The sequence below is a fragment of the Micrococcus sp. H39-S4 genome (genome assembly GCF_027158145.1).
Classification (GTDB): domain Bacteria; phylum Actinomycetota; class Actinomycetes; order Actinomycetales; family Micrococcaceae; genus Micrococcus; species Micrococcus luteus.
This window is the reverse complement of the sequence record NZ_JAPVLT010000003.1, coordinates 183,920-201,256: the sequence shown is the minus strand read 5'-3', so window position 1 is coordinate 201,256 and position 17,337 is coordinate 183,920. Positions and strand designations below refer to the sequence as shown.

Annotated in this window: 15 protein-coding genes; 8 read left to right on the top strand and 7 right to left on the bottom strand. The window is 73.6% G+C overall.

Going from position 1 to position 17,337, the window contains the following annotated elements; translation table 11 throughout:
• Positions 1-1,506, top strand: coding sequence for a tripartite tricarboxylate transporter permease TctA (tctA, locus tag O3T09_RS04750; protein ID WP_041103492.1), 1,506 nt, complete (start codon positions 1-3; stop codon positions 1,504-1,506).
• Positions 1,507-1,617: 111 nt separating this feature from the next.
• On the opposite strand, the gene O3T09_RS04745 is transcribed toward tctA, so the two are convergent.
• Positions 1,618-2,583, bottom strand: coding sequence for an HpcH/HpaI aldolase/citrate lyase family protein (locus O3T09_RS04745; RefSeq protein ID WP_052520044.1), 966 nt, complete (start codon positions 2,581-2,583; stop codon positions 1,618-1,620).
• Between the two features lie 344 nt (positions 2,584-2,927).
• Here O3T09_RS04745 and O3T09_RS04740 point away from each other — a divergent pair, with 344 nt between their 5' ends.
• The 5 genes from O3T09_RS04740 to O3T09_RS04720 all read left to right on the top strand — a co-directional run bounded on the left by O3T09_RS04740 (position 2,928) and on the right by O3T09_RS04720 (position 8,287).
• Positions 2,928-4,208: a Glu/Leu/Phe/Val family dehydrogenase gene (locus O3T09_RS04740; RefSeq protein WP_041103493.1), complete on the top strand. Its 1,281-nt coding sequence runs from the start codon at positions 2,928-2,930 to the stop codon at positions 4,206-4,208.
• A 296-nt stretch (positions 4,209-4,504) separates the two neighbouring features.
• Positions 4,505-5,056: a YceI family protein gene (locus O3T09_RS04735; protein ID WP_041103494.1), complete on the top strand. Its 552-nt coding sequence runs from the start codon at positions 4,505-4,507 to the stop codon at positions 5,054-5,056.
• A 72-nt stretch (positions 5,057-5,128) separates the two neighbouring features.
• Entirely contained in the window at positions 5,129-5,854 is a 726-nt protein-coding gene (locus tag O3T09_RS04730) for a dienelactone hydrolase family protein (RefSeq protein ID WP_002858216.1), read from the top strand.
• An 83-nt stretch (positions 5,855-5,937) separates the two neighbouring features.
• Positions 5,938-6,843, top strand: a complete 906-nt coding sequence (locus O3T09_RS04725) for a hypothetical protein (RefSeq protein ID WP_041103495.1) — start codon at positions 5,938-5,940, stop codon at positions 6,841-6,843.
• Between the two features lie 52 nt (positions 6,844-6,895).
• Positions 6,896-8,287, top strand: a complete 1,392-nt coding sequence (locus tag O3T09_RS04720) for an aspartate aminotransferase family protein (protein ID WP_036316513.1) — start codon at positions 6,896-6,898, stop codon at positions 8,285-8,287.
• 167 nt (positions 8,288-8,454) lie between these two features.
• Here the strand turns inward: O3T09_RS04720 and O3T09_RS04715 are convergent, their stop codons facing one another.
• On the bottom strand, positions 8,455-9,792 hold the full coding sequence (locus O3T09_RS04715; RefSeq protein ID WP_041103496.1) for a uracil-xanthine permease family protein: 1,338 nt from the start codon (positions 9,790-9,792) through the stop codon (positions 8,455-8,457).
• Positions 9,793-9,918: 126 nt separating this feature from the next.
• Between O3T09_RS04715 and O3T09_RS04710 the strand changes: the two genes are divergently transcribed.
• Positions 9,919-10,839, top strand: a complete 921-nt coding sequence (locus O3T09_RS04710; protein WP_010079702.1) for a carbohydrate kinase family protein — start codon at positions 9,919-9,921, stop codon at positions 10,837-10,839.
• Positions 10,840-10,942: 103 nt separating this feature from the next.
• Here O3T09_RS04710 and O3T09_RS04705 read toward each other — a convergent pair whose 3' ends face one another.
• The gene (locus O3T09_RS04705; RefSeq protein WP_041103497.1) at positions 10,943-12,019 is read right to left on the bottom strand and encodes a malate dehydrogenase; all 1,077 of its coding nucleotides are present in this window, start codon (positions 12,017-12,019) and stop codon (positions 10,943-10,945) included.
• A 73-nt stretch (positions 12,020-12,092) separates the two neighbouring features.
• On the opposite strand from O3T09_RS04705, the gene O3T09_RS04700 reads away from it, so the two are divergent.
• Positions 12,093-12,941 carry an HAD family hydrolase gene (locus O3T09_RS04700; RefSeq protein WP_041103498.1) on the top strand — a complete coding sequence of 283 codons (849 nt, stop codon included), beginning with the start codon at positions 12,093-12,095 and terminating at the stop codon, positions 12,939-12,941.
• Positions 12,942-12,963: 22 nt separating this feature from the next.
• Here O3T09_RS04700 and O3T09_RS04695 read toward each other — a convergent pair whose 3' ends face one another.
• From O3T09_RS04695 to O3T09_RS04680, 4 genes are all read right to left on the bottom strand, one after another.
• Positions 12,964-13,512, bottom strand: a complete 549-nt coding sequence (locus tag O3T09_RS04695) for an NYN domain-containing protein (RefSeq protein ID WP_036316538.1) — start codon at positions 13,510-13,512, stop codon at positions 12,964-12,966.
• 33 nt (positions 13,513-13,545) lie between these two features.
• Positions 13,546-14,637, bottom strand: coding sequence for a hypothetical protein (locus O3T09_RS04690; protein ID WP_041103499.1), 1,092 nt, complete (start codon positions 14,635-14,637; stop codon positions 13,546-13,548).
• Between the two features lie 22 nt (positions 14,638-14,659).
• Positions 14,660-16,162 carry an amino acid permease gene (locus tag O3T09_RS04685; RefSeq protein WP_036316542.1) on the bottom strand — a complete coding sequence of 501 codons (1,503 nt, stop codon included), beginning with the start codon at positions 16,160-16,162 and terminating at the stop codon, positions 14,660-14,662.
• 100 nt (positions 16,163-16,262) lie between these two features.
• Positions 16,263-17,336 (bottom strand): threonine aldolase family protein, encoded by a 1,074-nt coding sequence (locus O3T09_RS04680; RefSeq protein WP_041103500.1) that lies wholly within the window; start codon positions 17,334-17,336, stop codon positions 16,263-16,265.
• Position 17,337 lies beyond the last annotated feature (1 nt).

Sequence of the window (17,337 nt, the reverse complement as noted above, 5' to 3'; positions counted from 1 at the left end):
ATGGAGACCCTCGGACTCCTCATGGAGGGCTTCGCCGGAGCCCTCACCCCCATGAACCTGCTCTGGGTGGTGCTGGGCTGTCTGCTCGGCACCGCGGTCGGCGTGATGCCTGGACTGGGCTCCTCGATGGCCGTGGCCCTGCTGCTGCCCATGACCTTCGCCCTCGAGCCCACCGCCGCGTTCATCATGTTCTCCGGCGTGTACTTCGGCGGCCTCTTCGGCGACTCCACCATGGCCATCCTCATGAACACCCCCGGCCAGGCCTCGGCCATCGCCTCCACGTTCGAGGGCCACCGCATGGCCCAGGACGGCCGGGCGGCCCAGGCCCTGGCGACGGCGGCGCTCGGCGCCTTCATCGGCGGCATGGTGGCCTCGGTGTGCGTCGTGTTCCTCGCCCCCGTCCTGGCGGAGTTCTCCACGAGCTTCGGGCCCGCGGAGTACTTCGCGCTCGCGCTCTTCGCGTTCGTGGCCACCTCCTCGGTGGTCGCCGACTCGGTGCTGCGCGGCCTGGCCTCCCTGGTGCTGGGACTGGGCATCGCCGTCGTCGGGATCGATGCGGTGACCGGCACCGAGCGCTTCACGATGGGCTCGCCGCAGCTGTTCGACGGCATCCCGCTGGTGACCGTCACGGTGGCGATCCTCGCGCTCGGCGAGGTGTTCCACGTGGCCTCCCGGGTGCGCCGCGAGCACGAGGACCTGCGCATCCGCCGCACCGGCCGGCCGTGGCTCTCGGGCGCCGAGTTCCGCGAGGCCGCCCCTGCGTGGCTGCGCGGCACGGCGATCGGCCTGCCGTTCGGCATCGTGCCGGTGGGTGGCTCCGAGGTGCCGACGTTCCTGGCGTACTCGGTCGAGCGGCGCCTGGACCGACGCCGAGCGCATCCGCAGTTCGGCCGCGGCGCGATCCGCGGGCTGGCGGCCCCCGAGGCGGCGGGCAACTCGACCACCGGCATGGCGATGGGCGCCCTGCTTACGCTCGGCCTGCCCGTCTCCGCGACGGCGGCCATCATGCTGGCGGCGTTCCGCCAGTACGGGCTGCAGCCCGGCCCCCTGCTGTTCGACCGCAGCCCGGACCTCGTGTGGGCGCTGCTGGCGAGCTTCTTCATCGCGATGATCGTGCTGCTGGCGATCAACCTGCCGTTCGCGCAGCTGTGGGCCAAGCTCCTGCTGATCCCGAAGCACTACCTCTACGCGGGGATCACGCTGTTCTGCGGGCTGGGCATCTACGCCACCACGGGCGCGGTGTTCGACCTGCTGATGCTCCTGGGGATCGGCGTGCTGGGCTTCCTGATGCGGCGGTACGGCTACCCGCTGGCGCCGCTGATGATCGGCATGGTGCTCGGCCCGCTCGCGGAGACCAGCCTGCGCGACGCCCTGCTCAGCTCGGTGGGCGACCCGGCCGTGCTCGTCTCCACCCCCATCACGTGGGTGATCTACGGGATCCTGGCGATCGTGCTGGCGTTCTCCGTGCGGGCCGCCGTCGTGCGCCGGACGCGCCAGGACGTGTGAGCGGAGGCGGGATCCGCACCCCCCGAGGCAACGCGGGTTGAGTTGTCACCGGTGTGCGGCCTCCGCACCCGTGACAACTCAACCCGCGTTTCTGGTGGGCGGCGGCCCCGCTCAGTAGTGGTACGTGTCCGACGGCGCCGTGATCGCGTTGTCCTGGTCCGGGTACCGCGTGGAGCGCACCCCGAACGCGGTGGCCAGCCCGAGGATCTTCTCCGCGCGCGCCTTGCGGGGCAGGTCGGAGCCGTTGCGGATCTCGCCGCCGTCGGCCTCGAAGTCCGCGAGGAACTCGTGGGCCCACGCCAGCTCCTCCTGGGACGGGCTGAGCCCCTCGTTCACGGCCGCGCACTGCTCCGGCGCGAGGCACAGCTTGCCGGTCATGCCGAACTCCGCGGTCACCGCCGTCGCCTCGGCGAGCTTCACGCCGGTGGAGCCCACGGTGGGCCCGTCGATCGCGCCCGGCAGCCCCGTGGCCTTCGCCGCGATCGTGAACTGGGACCGCGTGTACGCCAGCGCCATCGGCGACTCGCCCAGGCCGGTGTCACGGCGGAAGTCGCCGATCCCGAAGGCCAGCCGGAACGTGCCCTTCGCGGCGGCGATCGAGTCGATCCGCTGCAGCCCGCGCGCCGTCTCCACGAGCGCCACGACGGGCACCCCGGGCAGCCGCCGGGCGGTCTCGTTCACGTGGTCCGTGGACTCCACCATCGCCAGCACGACGCCGGCCAGGCCGCCCTCGGCGACCGGCCCGCCCAGGTGCGCGGGCAGGGCCGCGGCGAGCGCCTCGACGTCCTGCTCCCACCACCGCGAGCCGTAGCCGTTGAGCCGCACCCAGCCGGTGTGCCCGGAGGTCAGCCAGGCGACGGCGTCCCCGCGGGCCTGGTCCTTGTCCTTGGGGGCCACGGCGTCCTCGATGTCGAGGATGACGATGTCCGCGGCCGAGTCCTCGGCGGGCTGGAACCGTTCGGGCTGGGCGGCGTTGACCAGCAGCCAGGAGCGGGCGAGCTCCGGGTCGATGCGCTGGCCGGGCACGGGCTGGAACGCGGGGGAGGGGGTGATCGCGGCGGGCAGGGTCACGGTCATGAGGGGCTCCTTCACGGGGCTGGGGCGTCGGGCCGACGTCGCGGGCGGGGTGCCTCGCGCGGCGGACGGCCGGGGGCCGGACCAGGTGGGCCCTGAGCGAGCGGCGTCGGTTCGACGCCGAAGGGCGCCGCGGGTGTGCGGCGCGTCCACAGCACAGTACACGCCGCTGTGTCCGGCGTCACCCGGGCGGTCGCGGATCTCGGCTCAGCGGGGGTGACGGGTGACCGGGGAGCGCGTAGCGTTCATCGGGGTCCGGACGACGTCGGCCGCGCAATGGGGCGCGGCACTCCGCGCGTCGGTCGGGCCGCGACACATCCCTTCCCACCGGACCACGAGGACGCTCAATGACGAGGATCCCCGCCGAGGACGAGGCCGTGACGGCCCCGTCCTCCCCGCTCGACAACGCCCTGGCCCAGCTCTCCGCCGCCGTGAAGACGCTCGGCTACGACGAGGGCCTGCACCAGATGCTCGCCGCCCCCCGCCGCGAGATGGCCGTCTCCATCCCCCTGCGCCGCGACGACGGCTCCACCGAGGTGCTCCGCGGCTACCGCGTGCAGCACAACTTCTCCCGCGGCCCGGCCAAGGGCGGCGTGCGCTTCAGCCTGGACGTGGACCTGGACGAGGTCCGCGCACTGGCCATGTGGATGACCTGGAAGTGCGCCCTGCTGGACGTGCCCTACGGCGGCGCCAAGGGCGGGGTGACCATCGACCCGCGCCAGTACTCGAAGGCCGAGCTCGAGCGCGTCACCCGCCGCTACACCTCCGAGATCCAGCCGATCATCGGCCCCGAGGTGGACATCCCCGCCCCGGACGTGGGCACGGACGAGCAGACCATGGCCTGGATGATGGACACCTACTCGGTGAACGTCGGCCACACCACGCTCGGCGTGGTCACCGGCAAGCCCGTCGCGCTCGGCGGCTCGCTGGGCCGCGCCTCCGCCACCTCGGCGGGCGTGGTCCACGTGGCGCTCGCCGCGCTCGAGCACCTCGGCATCGAGCCGTCGCAGGCGACGGCGGCGGTCCAGGGCTTCGGCAAGGTCGGCGCCGGCACGGTCGAGCTGCTCGAGGCGGCCGGCGTGAAGGTCGTGGCCGTGTCCGACCAGTACGGCGCCGTGCGCGACGACGAGGGCCTGCACTACGACGCCCTGCAGAAGCAGCTCTGGGACACCGGCTCCGTGAAGGACACCCCCGGCACCGAGCCCATGGACGCGGACGAACTGCTCGAGATGGACGTGGACCTCGTGGTCCCGGCCGCCGTGCAGTCCGTGCTGACCGAGGAGAACGCCCCGCGCGTGCGCGCCCGGCTGGTCGTGGAGGGCGCCAACGGCCCCACCACGGGCGAGGCCGACCGCATCCTCTCCGAGAAGGGCGTCCTGGTCGTCCCGGACATCCTGGCCAACGCCGGCGGCGTGATCGTCTCCTACTTCGAGTGGGTCCAGGCGAACCAGGCCTACTGGTGGAGCCGCGAGGAGGTGGACGAGCGCCTGAAGCAGCGCATGGTCGCCGCGTGGCAGGCCGTGCTGGCCACCTCCGAGAGCCGCCGCGTGAGCCTGCGCGAGGCCGCCACCCTGACCGCCGTGCAGCGCGTGGCCGAGGCCCACCGCACCCGCGGCCTCTACCCGTGACGGGGGGCGGCCCCGCCGCCTGACCCCGTCCGGCCGCCCGAGCGCGGCCCCGCCGCCTGACCCCGCGCCGACGGCCCGGAACCCCCGGAGGTTCCGGGCCGTCGGCGTGGGTGGGCTCGGCCTGATGTGCCCCCACGGCCCGTGACGTCCGTCTCTATTTCGAATTTTGACGATCAGGCGTGGACAACCCGCCCGGATGATGTTTGAATTTGAAACAAGTTCGGAGGCCGAGGCGCCGCCCGCCGTGGCGGCCCACCCCGGACACACCAGACAGACCCGCTGAAAAGGAGCACCCCATGCGCGCCATCACCCCCGGCACCTGGAACCTGGACGCCGCGCACTCGGACGTCGACTTCGTCGTCCGCCACGCCGGCATCTCCAAGGTCCGCGGCACCTTCCACGCCGTGGAGGGCCAGCTCGTCATCGCCGAGGAGTTCACCCAGTCCTCCGTCGAGGTGACCGTCGACGTCGCCTCCATCAGCACCAAGAACGAGGGTCGCGACGCCCACCTGCGCTCCGCCGACTTCTTCGACGTGGAGCAGTTCCCCACCATGACCTTCCGCTCCACCGAGGTCCGCGGCGAGCCCGAGGAGTTCACCCTGGTCGGCGAGCTGACGCTGCACGGCGTCACCCGGACCGTGGAGCTCGAGGCCGAGTTCGGCGGCCAGGACAAGGATCCCTTCGGCGCGACCCGCGTGGGCTTCGAGGCCACCGGCGAGATCTCCCGCAAGGACTTCGGTCTGACCTGGAACGCCGCCACCGAGGCCGGCGGCGTCCTGGTCTCGGACAAGGTGAAGCTCGAGATCGGCGCCGCCTTCGTGCTGTCCGAGGCCGACGCCCAGGCCTGAGCCTGAGTCGACCTCGCGCGTCGAGACCGGGTCCCTCGATGAGGGGCCCGGTCTCCTCATAGGGTGGGGCCCATGATGGCTTCGAAGACCCCGCACCAGAACGTCACGTTCGACCTGCCCACGAAGGACGCCGGCCAGGACGGCGACCGGACGGGCCACGGCTACCTCGCGCTGCCCGCCTCCGGGAAGGGCCCCGGCGTGATCGTGATCCAGGAGTGGTGGGGCCTGGTGGACCACATCAAGGACGTGTGCGACCGCCTCGCCGACCTCGGCTTCGTCGCGCTCGCCCCGGACCTCTACGGCGGCTGGATCGCCCACGACGGTGACGAGGCCGGCGAGATGATGCAGAACCTGCCCGCCGAGGAGGGCGCCCGCCAGCTGGCCGGCGCCGTCGACTGGCTCCTCGCCCGGGACGAGGTGACCTCGCAGACCGTGGGGGCGATCGGCTTCTGCATGGGCGGCGGCTTCGTACTCGCCCTCGCGGCACAGCAGGGCGACAAGGTCTCCGCCGCCGTGCCCTTCTACGGCGTGGGCCAGGGCGTGCCCGGCGACTTCTCCGGCGTCACCGCCGCCGTCCAGGGCCACTACGCCGAACAGGACGACTCCTTCCCCGTCGAGGACGCGCGGCGGCAGGAGCAGCAGATCCGTGAGGAGTCCGGGGCCGACGTCGAGTACTTCTACTACGACGCCCCGCACGCCTTCCACAACGACGAGAACCCCCAGGGCAACCACCGGCCCGAGGCCGCGGCCCTCGCCTGGGATCGCGCGGTCTCCTTCCTGAAGGAGAAGGTCCGCTGAGCGGCTCCCGTGGCGGCCGGGGCGGGAAGTCCCGCGCGAGCAGGGGCGGCCCCGCCCGATCCACCCGCTCCGGCGGGCGTGGCGTGGCCAAGGGCGTGAAGCCCGCGGGCCGTGCCGGGGGTGAGGGCCGGCGTCGTCCCGCGCCCGCGCCGCCGGCCGACCTGCCCGTCCCGCCCGAGACCCTCTTCCTGGCCACCATCCCCGGGGCCACGCCGTCCACGTGGGTGGAGCGGTTCACCACGCGCCAGCGCACGGTGCAGCTCGTCAACCACGACGACGCGGCCCAGCTGGCCCACCTCGCCCACGACGACGCCGGTCAGCCCCGCCACTTCCTGCCGCAGCTGGGCTACGTGCGGCGCCGACGCGACGTGTCCGCCGAGGAGTTCCTGCGCGCCGGCGGCGTCGACCCGCGGCACGTGCACCTCGTGGGCGTGTACTCCGAGCTGCCGGTGGTGTGCGTGGGCAGGGACCACCTGCTCGCCGCGTGGGACGTGGACGCGGACGGCCCGGTGCCGCCCGCCGAGCTCGACCCGGACGAGGAGCTGGATCCCGCCCGCTTCGCCCCGGTCCCCAGCGCGGAGCCGATGGACGCCGCCGAGCTGCCCGGCGCGGGCGAGCGGATGGCCCTGGAGATCGCCGCGTCCGGCGCCGGCCACGTCGTGCTGCCGATGTCCGTGGTCCGCATGTTCGGCCGCAAGGACGTGATCGTGCTGCCGCTGGCCTCCACCCTCGACGACACGGTGGGCCTGTCCCGCGCCGACCGCGAGGCCGCCGCCACGCGGTCCGCGCTCGCGGACGAGCAGGCGCGGTCCGAGGCGGAGGCGGGCGCCGCCGTCGTCGACGGGGCGGATCCCGCGGGCCACGGCGGCGACGACGCCCGCCACCCCGGCTGGGACGTCGCCCTGGCCTGGCTCAAGGCGGCCGACTCGGAGCTCGTGCAGGCGTTCGTGGGGGTGGCGCGCGGGCGGCGGGGCGCCAGCTCGCGCTGAGGGCGGGCGCGCCTATGCTCGGAATGAGCCGCATCACACTCAAGGAGGGCGCATGTCCGAGCATCAGCAGCACGTCGGCCGCCGGGACCCCCGGATCAGCGACGAGGCCATCGAGCGCGGCCGCCGCGCCCACGAGCTCGACCGCGCGCACGTGTTCCACTCGTGGAGCGCGCAGCGCGACCTCACACCCATGACCATCCTCGACGCCGAGGGGTCGTGGGTGTGGGACGGCGAGGGTCGGCCCATGGTCGACTTCAGCGGGCAGCTCGTCTTCACGAACGTCGGCCACCGCCACCCGAAGATCGTGGCCGCGATCCGGGAGCAGGCCGAGACGCTCGCCACCGTGGCCCCGCAGCACGTCAACGACGCCCGGTCCGAGGCGGCCCGGCTGATCACGGAGCGGCTGCCGGAGTCCATCAACCACGTGTTCTTCACGAACGCGGGCGCGGAGGCCAACGAGCACGCGGTGCGGATGGCACGCCTGCACACGGGCCGGCACAAGGTGCTCTCCGCGTACCTCTCGTACCACGGCGCCACGCGCCTGACGGCGAACCTGACCGGCTCCCTGCGGCGCGTGGGCTCGGACTCGGCGTCCGACGGCGTCGTGCACTTCCAGCCCGCGTACACGTACCGCTCCGCGTTCGGCTCGGAGAGCGACGAGCAGGAGGCCGAGCGCGCGCTGGCCCACCTGCGCGACGTGATCGAGCTCGAGGGCCCCTCCACCGTGGCCGCCGTGATCCTCGAGGCCGTCCCCGGCACCGCGGGCATCTTCCTGCCGCCGCCCGGCTACATGGCCGGCGTCAAGGAGCTGTGCCGTGAGCACGGGATCCTGCTGATCATCGACGAGGTCATGGTCGGCTTCGGCCGCGTGGGCGAGTGGTTCGGCCACCAGCTGACGGGCGTCACCCCGGACATCGTCACGTTCGCCAAGGGGGTCAACTCCGGGTATGTGCCGTTGGGCGGCGTCGCCATGAGCGACGACGTCTACGAGAGCTTCGCGACCACGCCCTACCCCGGCGGCCTGACCTACTCGGGCCACCCCCTCGCGTGCGCGGCCGCCGTCGCCGCGATCACCGCGATGGAGGAGGAGGGCATGGTCGCCCACGCGAAGCGCATCGGCGAGGAGGTCATCGGGCCGCGCCTGGCCGAGATCGCCGCGGCCCACCCGAGCGTGGGCGACGTGCGCGGCGCCGGCGCGTTCTGGGCCGTCGAGCTGGTGAAGGACCGGCAGACCCGGGAGCGGCTGGCCCCGCTCGGTCAGGTCGCGCCCGTGATGGGGCGGATGATGGCCGAGGCCAAGGACCGCGGGCTGCTGCTGTTCATGGCCGAGAACCGGTTCCACCTGTGCCCGCCGCTGAACATCTCGGACGAGGACCTGCGCTTCGGCCTCGACGTGCTCGACCAGGTCCTCGCCCTCGCCGACGAGGAGGTCGCGGCCGGCTGACGGGACCCGCCCCCCAGCCCCGCCGGCCCCGCCCCAGTCCGCCCACCCCGCGTTTTCGAACGTGAAAGGGGGGTTCTCAGCGCTTTCGGTCGTGAGATTGGCCCTATCTCACGACCGAAAGTGCGCGTGGCGCGGGGATGCGCGAGGCGGGGCGCCCGGGGCCGGGGTCAGCCGAGCCGGCCGGCCTCCGAGGCCTCGAACTCCTCCTCGTCCTCGGGCACCGGCTCGGTGCCGCGGGCGCGGGCGATCGCCGTCATGAGGTGGTACACCACCAGGGCGGCGACCGTGCCGAGCGTGATGCCGCCGAACACGAGCCCGCCGACCACGAGCTGGGGGTCGGCGATCGCGATGATCAGGCCCGCACCCGCCGTCATGAGGTTCACGGTGTTGGAGAAGTCCACGCGGTTCTGCACCCAGATGCGCACGCCCATCATGCCGATCATCCCGTAGAGGATGATGCCCGCGCCGCCGGCCACCCCGGCCGGGATGGTGGCGACGGCGGCCCCGAACTTCGGCAGGAACGCGAGGGCGATCGCGGTCAGGCCGGCCACCCAGTACGCCGCCGTCGAGTAGACGCGCGAGCTGGCCATCACGCCGATGTTCTCCGCATACGTGGTGGTGCCGACGCCGCCGCCCGCGCCGGAGAGCATGGTGGACAGGCCGTCCGCGATCAGGGCACGGCCGGTGAGCGGGTCCAGGTCGCGCTTGGTCATCAGCCCGACGGTCCTGACATGGCCGATGTTCTCCGCGACCAGCACGAGCACGACGGGCAGGAACAGGGGCAGCAGGTCCCAGCGCAGCTCCGGGCCGTGGAAGGGCGGCAGCCCGATCCAGGCGGCCTCCCCGACGGCGGCGAAGTCCACCTGGCCCTGCGCGAGGGCCAGCACGTAGCCCACCACGATGCCCACGAGGATGGACAGGCGGCCCAGGAGCCCCCGGAACGTCACGGCCGTGAGCACCACCGCCAGGGCCGTGCCGAACGTGGTGACCGGCACCTCCTGCATGGCCGTCGTCGTGGCGCCGGCGAGGTTGAGGCCGATCAGGGCCACGATCGTGCCCATCACCGCCGGCGGCATGAGCGCGTGGATCCACCCGGTGCCGGCGCGGTGCACGATCGCGCCGATCACCGTGAGCAGCAGGCCCGTCACCAGGATGCCGCCGAGCGCGGCCCCCGTGCCGCCGATCGCGGCGGCGGCCGTCAGGGGTGCGATGAACGCGAACGAGCTGCCCAGGTACGAGGGCAGGCGGTTGCCCGTGATGACCAGGAAGAGCAGGGTGCCCAGGCCGGAGAAGAGCAGCGCCGTCGTCGCGGGCATGCCGGTCAGGGCGGGCACGAGCACGGTGGCGCCGAACATGGCCATCACGTGCTGCACGCCGATGCCCACGGTCCGGGGCCAGCTCAGCCGCTCGTCCGGGGCGACGACGGTGCCCGGGGTGATGGTGCGGCCGTCGCCGTGGAGGCGCCAGCCGGGGCCGCGCGAGGGCCGGGTGGGGGTGGGGGACATGGCCGCCTGCCGAGGGGTCGGGGATGGGGGTGTCGGGCGTTTCTCGGGGGCCTGGAAGCCTGAGCACAGCCCCGGTTCCGCGCCGGTGATTAGGGTACCGTGGGGCGCGTGGCTCAGTACTGTGGTGTGATCGGAGAGGCGCTCGTCGACGTCGTGGTCTCGGACACCGCGACCCCCCGCGTGCACGTCGGGGGCAGCCCCCTGAACGTGGCCGTGGGCCTGAGTCGGCTGGAGCGGCCCGTCCTGTTCGCCGGCCGCCTCGGCCGCGATGCGCACGGGGACATGATCGCCTCGCATCTGCGGGAGAACGGCGTGCGCTGCCTGCTCGAGCCGGATGCCGCCGCCACCTCCGTGGCCACCGCCCGCCTGGACCCCACGGGCGCCGCCAGCTATGAGTTCGAGCTGGACTGGACGCTGCCGCCCGCCGCCGCGCTCGCCCGGGACTTCGACGACGCCGCCGGCGGCCCGCTGCACCACATGCATGCCGGCTCCATCGCCACCATGCTCGCCCCCGGCGACGCCGAGGTGATGGCCCTGCTCGAGCGGATCTCCGCGGTCACGACCATCAGCTACGACCCCAACGTGCGGCCCACGATCGTGCCGGACCGGGCGTTCGCCCGCGCCCGCGCGGAGGAGTCCGTGCGGCTGGCGGACGTGGTGCACGCCTCGGACGAGGACATCGCGTGGCTGTACCCGGACCGCCCGCTGCGCGAGTCGCTGCAGGCGTGGCAGCAGATGGGCCCGGCGTTCGTGGTGATGACCCGCGGCGCCGAGGACATCGTGGCCGTCACCGCGCACGGCGTGGTGGAGCGCCCGATCGTGCCCGTGGACGTCGCGGACACCGTGGGCGCCGGCGACTCGTTCACCGCCGCCCTGCTCGCCGCCCTCGACGACCGCTCCCTGCTCGGCGCCGCGAACCGCGGCCGCCTGCACGCGATGGACCCGGCCGACGTCGAGTCGGTGCTGATCTACGCCTCCCGCGCGTCGGCGATCACGGCCTCCCGCCCGGGGGCGGACCCGCCCACGCGGGCCGAGCTGGCGGACTGACCCCACGCCCTCCCGTCCCCGCACGAATCTGTTGCGCATCCGACCCTTCCGGCGGGCGGGGACGCCCCCAGAAGGGTCAGAGACGCAGACGATCCCGGCCGCCTCAGAGCAGGCCCAGCCCTCGCACGGCGTCGCGCTCGGCCTCCAGCTCGGCGACGGTCGCGGCCAGCCGCCCGCCCTCACCCGGCAGCACGGACTCGTCCGGCTCCAGCCCCGGCACGATCCGCCACGCGGTGCCGCCGTCGGAGGTCACGGGGAACGAGCTGATCAGCCCCTCCGGCACCCCGTAGGAGCCGTCCGAGACCACCGCGGCCGACGTCCGGCGCGGCGCACCGTCCGCGTCCACACCGGTGCCGAGGGTCCAGTCGCGCATGTGATCGATCGCCGCGGACGCCGCCGACGCCGCCGAGCTCGCCCCGCGCACCTCGATGATCTCCGCGCCCCGCCTCGCCACGCGCGGCACGAACTCCTCGCTCGCCCACACCGGGTCCACCACCTCGAGCGCCGGCCGCCACGTCCCGTCCACCCGCACGCGGGCGTGGGTGAGGTCCGGGAACTGGGTGGCGGAGTGGTTGCCCCAGATCGTCACGCCGGACACGTCCGTCACCGCGACGCCGGCCCGCGCCGCCAGCTGCGCCACGGCCCGGTTGTGGTCCAGCCGGGTCAGCGCCGTGAAGCGCTCGGCCGGCACGTCCGGGGCGTGCGCGGCGGCGATCAGCGCGTTGGTGTTGGCCGGGTTCCCGACGACGACGACCCGCACGTCCTGCGCCGCGTGGTCGTTGATCGCCCGGCCCTGCGGCCCGAAGATCCCGCCGTTCGCCTCGAGCAGGTCGCCGCGCTCCATGCCCTTCGTGCGCGGCCGTGCGCCGACGAGCAGCGCGTGCTGCACCCCGTCGAAGGCGCGGGCCGGGTCCTCCGTGACCTCCACGTCGGCCAGCAGCGGGAAGGCCGCGTCGGCGAGCTCCATGGCGGTGCCCTCCGCGGCGCCCAGGGCGGCCGGGATCTCGAGCAGGCGCAGCCGGACCGGGGTGTCCGGGCCGAGCATCCCGCCGGCGGCGATGCGGAAGAGCAGCGCGTAGCCGATGTTGCCGGCGGCGCCGGTGACGGTGACCGTGCGGGGCGTCGTCGACGCGGGGTCCGGGGCGGTGTCCTGTGCGGTGGTCTGCTGTGCGGTGTCCACGCCCCCATCGTGCCCCCGCTCGCCCGCGGAGGACACCCCGGCCCGCCGCACGGCCCCGGCCTAGACTGGGCGCATGCCCGCCCTGCCCCTGCCCTCGCGCCGTCCGCGGATGATCGCGACGGACCTGGACGGCACCATCATCGGGTACCGGCACACGCGGTCGGGGCGCCTGAGCCCGCGCACCATCGCGGCGCTGCGCGAGGCCCACGACGCCGGCGTCGAGGTGGTGTTCGTGACCGGCCGTCCCCTCCGCTGGCTCGGCCCGCTGAGCGCGCAGCTGGGTCCCGTCGGCCCGGTGATCTGCTCCAACGGCGCCGTCGTCGTGGACACCGCCACGGACGACGTCCTGATCGCCCACCCCATGCCCGTCGAGGCCGTGTGGACCGCCACGGACCGGCTGCGCGCGCTGGACCGCACCGTGTCCTTCGGTGCCGAGACCCTCGAGGGCTTCTTCTGGGAGCACGCGTTCTCCGAGCGCGCGGAGTTCCGGGCCGAGGTCCACGCGGCGGCCACGCTCGAGGCCGCGCTGCCGGGTCGGCTGGGCGTCGTGAAGCTGCTGGCCCGCTCGGACACCCTGTCCCCGGACGCCTTCCTCGCCGCGGCCCGCGCCGAGCTGGACGAGCTCGTGAGCGCCACGCACTCCGCGCCCGGCATCGCGCTCGTGGAGATGTCCGCGCCCGGCGTGCACAAGGCGGCGACCCTCGCCGAGTTCGCCGCGAGCCGGGGGGTCGCGCCGGCCGACGTCGTCGCGTTCGGGGACATGCCCAACGACCTGGAGATGCTCCAGTGGGCCGGTCTCGGCCTGGCCGTGGCCTCGGGCCACCCGTCGCTGCTGGCCGCGGCGGACGGCGTGGTCGGGGCGTGCGACGACGACGGGGTGGCCGCCACCGTCGAACGCCTGCTGGAGCTGCCCACGGACTGAGCCGCGGGCCGCCCCCGGCGGGTCAGAGGAACTCGTTCGGGTCGAACGCCTCGACGTCGATCACGCGCAGGCGCGGCAGGGACGAGTCGAACGCGCCCACCGCGTGCTCCAGGTCGAAGAACTCGACCCCGGGGATGCGGCGCAGCTCGTGGGAGAGGAACTCCTCGAAGCCCATGATCCCGGTGCGTCGGCCCGGCGTGGCCGCGAGGTCGGTGAGCTGGGGGGCGAAGTCGGCGTCGTGGCTGACGAGGACGACGTCGTCCTCCCGGCCCAGCAGCGCCTCCGCGGTGCGCTGGATGCCGATGTCCACGACCTTGCCCTCGCCCCGCAGCATGATCGGCTGGAAGCCGAGGGCGGTGAGCGCCTGGACGAACGGGATGGGGATCTCACCGTCGATGGCGAGGAAGAACAGGCCCTTGACCGGCTGGTCCCAGCGGTCCTCGAGGTAGCCGAGCAGGCGCTTCCAGCGTGGCCGCTCGTCGGGCTGGGGGCGCCGCTGCAGGATGGACGTGCCGAGGGTGGCGTCGATGTTCTCGCCGTCGATCAGCAGGTAGGTGGTTCGCTCGCTCACGCTCTCGAGGCTACCCGCTGGGGTGGACGTCGGTCAGCGCGCGCGGTCGAACGGGGCCGTCAGCAGGCGGACGACGCCCTCCAGCGGCCCCGCGCGGAACGGGCCGATACGCACGACGGCCCGCCACAGCAGCGGCAGCAGCAGCGCGCCGGCCACCAGCACGGCCAGGTTGAACCACGTGTCGTCCGTGCCCGTGGCGCTGCGCCACGGCCCGGGTCCGAGCCCCCGCACCCAGCCGAGGTACCACAGGTGCGCCACGTACACGGACAGCGTCATCGCGCCGGGCACGGCCAGCAGCCCGGCCCACCGCGGCGCCAGGGCCGCGCACCCGCCGAGCACGGTCAGCACGAGGCCCGTGTCCAGCAGGGCCTCCGCGGGGGTCGCCGTGTAGGGCACGGGGGCGGCGCCGGTCTGCGTCCGGGACAGGGCGAGCACGACGCCGGCCAGCGCGATCCCCCCGGCCGCCCAGGCGAGCCCCGTGAGCCGTGCGCGCCGGGCCGGGGCCGCCGTCGTCGTGCCGTGGACGGTGGCGACCAGCACCGCCCCCAGCAGCGCCCACGCGAGGAACAGGGGGAGACGGTACGGGCCGTCCGTGAGGAACGCGGAGACCCACGGGGTCAGCGTCGCGCGGCTCAGCCCGAGCGCCTGCGCGGCGGGGAGGAGCCGGTCGACGACGTCGGCCGTCGGTGTGGCGGCGAGCAGGAGGCCGCCTCCGCCGGCCAGGACGGCGAGCACGAGGTGCGCGGCGAGGGGGAGGGCGGCCAGCAGTGCCATGAGCACCGTGAGCACAGCCAGGTGCGCCAGCACGTTCACGACGGCCGCCCCGAAGAGCCCGGTCAGCCACGCCGCCCCGAACAGGGCGGCCGCCCGCACAAGCGCGCGGGGCACGGCCCGGCCACGGCCCAGCCACTCCACCTCGAGGCGCGCGCCCACGCCCACGAGCGCCGCGAACAGGGGCGCGGTGAGGTGCTCGGAGAGGTGGAGCACCCCACCCGGGCCGCCGGCGGGCGCCGTGTGGGCGACCATCATCGCGACCAGGGCCAGGCCGCGCGCGACGTCCACCCAGACCAGGCGGCCCCGGGCGGTGTGGGTGGCGGCGGGAGCGTGGGAGGAGGGGGCGGGCACGGCGACCTCCGAGGTGGGGGACTCAGTCCAGGACGCGGGTGAGGTCGGCGTCCTCGTAGCGGACCGGCTTCGAGCCGGTGACGAGCTTGTGGCCGAGCCACAGCGCGAGGAACAGGGGCAGGCCGATGTACGCGCTGGCCACGGCCACGAGGTCCACGTCGCCCATGAACGCCTGGTAGTTCTGGCCGAGGATCACGACGGCGCACATGACCAGCGCGACGATCGGGCCCAGGGGGAACAGGAAGGCGCGGTAGGGCAGGTCCTTCGGGTCGTGGCCCTGCGCGACGTAGGCCCGCCGGAACCGGTAGTGGCTCCAGGCGATGCCCATCCACACGATGAACCCGGCCAGGCCCGAGGCGGAGACGAGCCACACGTAGGCGGCGCCGTCCCCGATGAACGTGGTCAGGAAGCACGCCGCGCCCACCGCGGTGGTGGCGTAGAGGGCGTTCATGGGCACGCCGCGCCGGTTCACCTTCGCCAGGAAGCGCGGGGCCTTGCCGGAGTCGGCCAGGGCCCAGAGCATGCGGGTGGAGGCGTACAGGCCCGAGTTGCCCGCGGAGAGGATGGCCGTGAGGATCACGGCGTTCATCACGGAGGCGGCGGCGAGCACGCCCGCGTTCTCGAAGACGAGCGTGAACGGGGAGATCGAGATGTCCTCGACGTCGCTGCCCAGCAGGTGGGGGCTGGTGTAGGGGATGAGGAAGCCGACGACGGTGATTGCGCCGACGTAGAAGAGCAGGATGCGCACGAACACGGTGCGGATCGCCTTGGGCACGTTCTTCTCCGGGTCCTCGGCCTCGCCCGCGGCCACGCCGACCAGCTCGGTGCCCTGGAAGGAGAAGCCGGCCACCATGAAGATCGCCAGGATGCCGGCGCCGCCGCCCACGAAGGGGGCCTCGCCGTCCGTCCAGTTGTGGAAGCCGGGGGAGGAGCCGCCGAGGATGCCGACGATCATCAGGACGCCGAGCACCAGGAAGATCACCACCGTGGCGACCTTGATGAGCGAGAACCAGAACTCGCTCTCGCCGTAGGCGCGCGTGGAGAGGGCGTTGAGGCCGAAGAGCAGCGCGAGGAAGATCGCGGACCAGATCCACGAGGGCACGTCCGGGAGCCAGTACCGCATGATCAGGGCCGCCGCGACGAGCTCGGCGGCCACCGTGATCGCCCAGTTGTACCAGTAGTTCCAGCCGATGGCGAAGCCGAACGAGGGGCTCACGAAGCGGGTCGAGTACTCCTCGAACGCGCCGGAGACCGGCAGGTACGTGGACATCTCGCCGAGCGACTGCATCAGCAGGAACACCATGAAGCCGATGGCCACATAGGCCACGAGGGCGCCACCGGGGCCGGCGGTCGCGATGGTGTTGCCCGAGGCCACGAACAGGCCCGTGCCGATGGCGCCGCCCATCGCGATCATCGTCAGGTGCCGGGACTTGAGGGTGCGTTGCAGGGAGCCGCCCTCATGGGTGGCGTGGGCGGCGGAGGCGGCCGGCGTCGACGGGGACGTCCGGGGTGCGCTGGTGTCCACGGTGGCCTTTCGGTGGAGGAGCGGTCGGACGCGCGTCGAAGGCCGCGGCGTCCCACCCTGCTGCACGGTGGTAGAAGGGTATCCCGGCCGGGCGCGTCCGTCAGACGGCGGGGACGAGTTCGGCGCGCAGCGCCGCCGTGAACGCGTCCACGTCCTCCTCGGTCGTGTCGAAGCCGCACACCCAGCGCACCTCGCGGCGCGCCGCGTCCCAGTCGTAGAACCGGAAGCGGGCGCGCAGCCGGTCGGCCACGCCCTCGGGCAGGACGGCGAACACGGCGTTGGCGTCCGTGGCCTGCGTGAACTCGACGCCGGCCAGCGAGCCGTCGGCGACCCCCGCCTCGATGACGGCGCGCAGCCGGGCGGCCATGGCGTTGGCGTGGCGGGCGGAGCGCAGGTACAGGTCGCCGTCGAACAGGGCGAGCAGCTGCGCCGAGACGAAGCGCATCTTCGAGGCCAGCTGCATCTGGTTCTTGCGCAGGTACACGAGGCCGTCCGCGGCGTCCGGGTCGAGCACGACGACGGCCTCGGCCAGCAGCGCCCCGTTCTTGGTGCCGCCGAGGGAGAGCACGTCCACGCCGACGTCGGTGGTGAAGGCGCGCAGCGGCAGGCCCAGGGAGGCCGCGGCATTGGCGATGCGGGCGCCGTCCATGTAGACGCGCATCCCGTGCTCGTGGGCGTAGTCCGTGATGGCCTTGACCTCGTCCGGGGTGTAGACCGTGCCGAGCTCGGTGGACTGGGTGAGGTAGACGACCAGGGGCTGGGCGCGGTGCTCGTCACCCCAGCCCCAGGCCTCGGCGGCGATCAGCTCGGGGGTGAGCTTGCCGTCGTCGGTGGCCACGGGCAGCAGCTTGATGCCGGCGGACTTCTCGGGCGCGCCGCCCTCGTCCACGTGGATGTGCGCGGTGTCCGCGCAGATCACCGCGCCCCAGCGGGGCAGCATGGCCTGGAGCCCGACGACGTTCGCCCCGGTCCCGTTGAACATCGGCCACGCGGTGGCGTCCTTGCCGAAGTGCTGGGCCACGACCTCCTGGAGGCGGGCCGTGTACACGTCCTCGCCGTAGGCGACCTGGTGGCCCCCGTTGGCCTCGGCGATCGCCGCGAGCACCTCCGGGTGGACGCCGGAGTAGTTGTCCGAGGCGAAGCCCCGCTCCTGCGGATCGTGGATCCTCTGCATG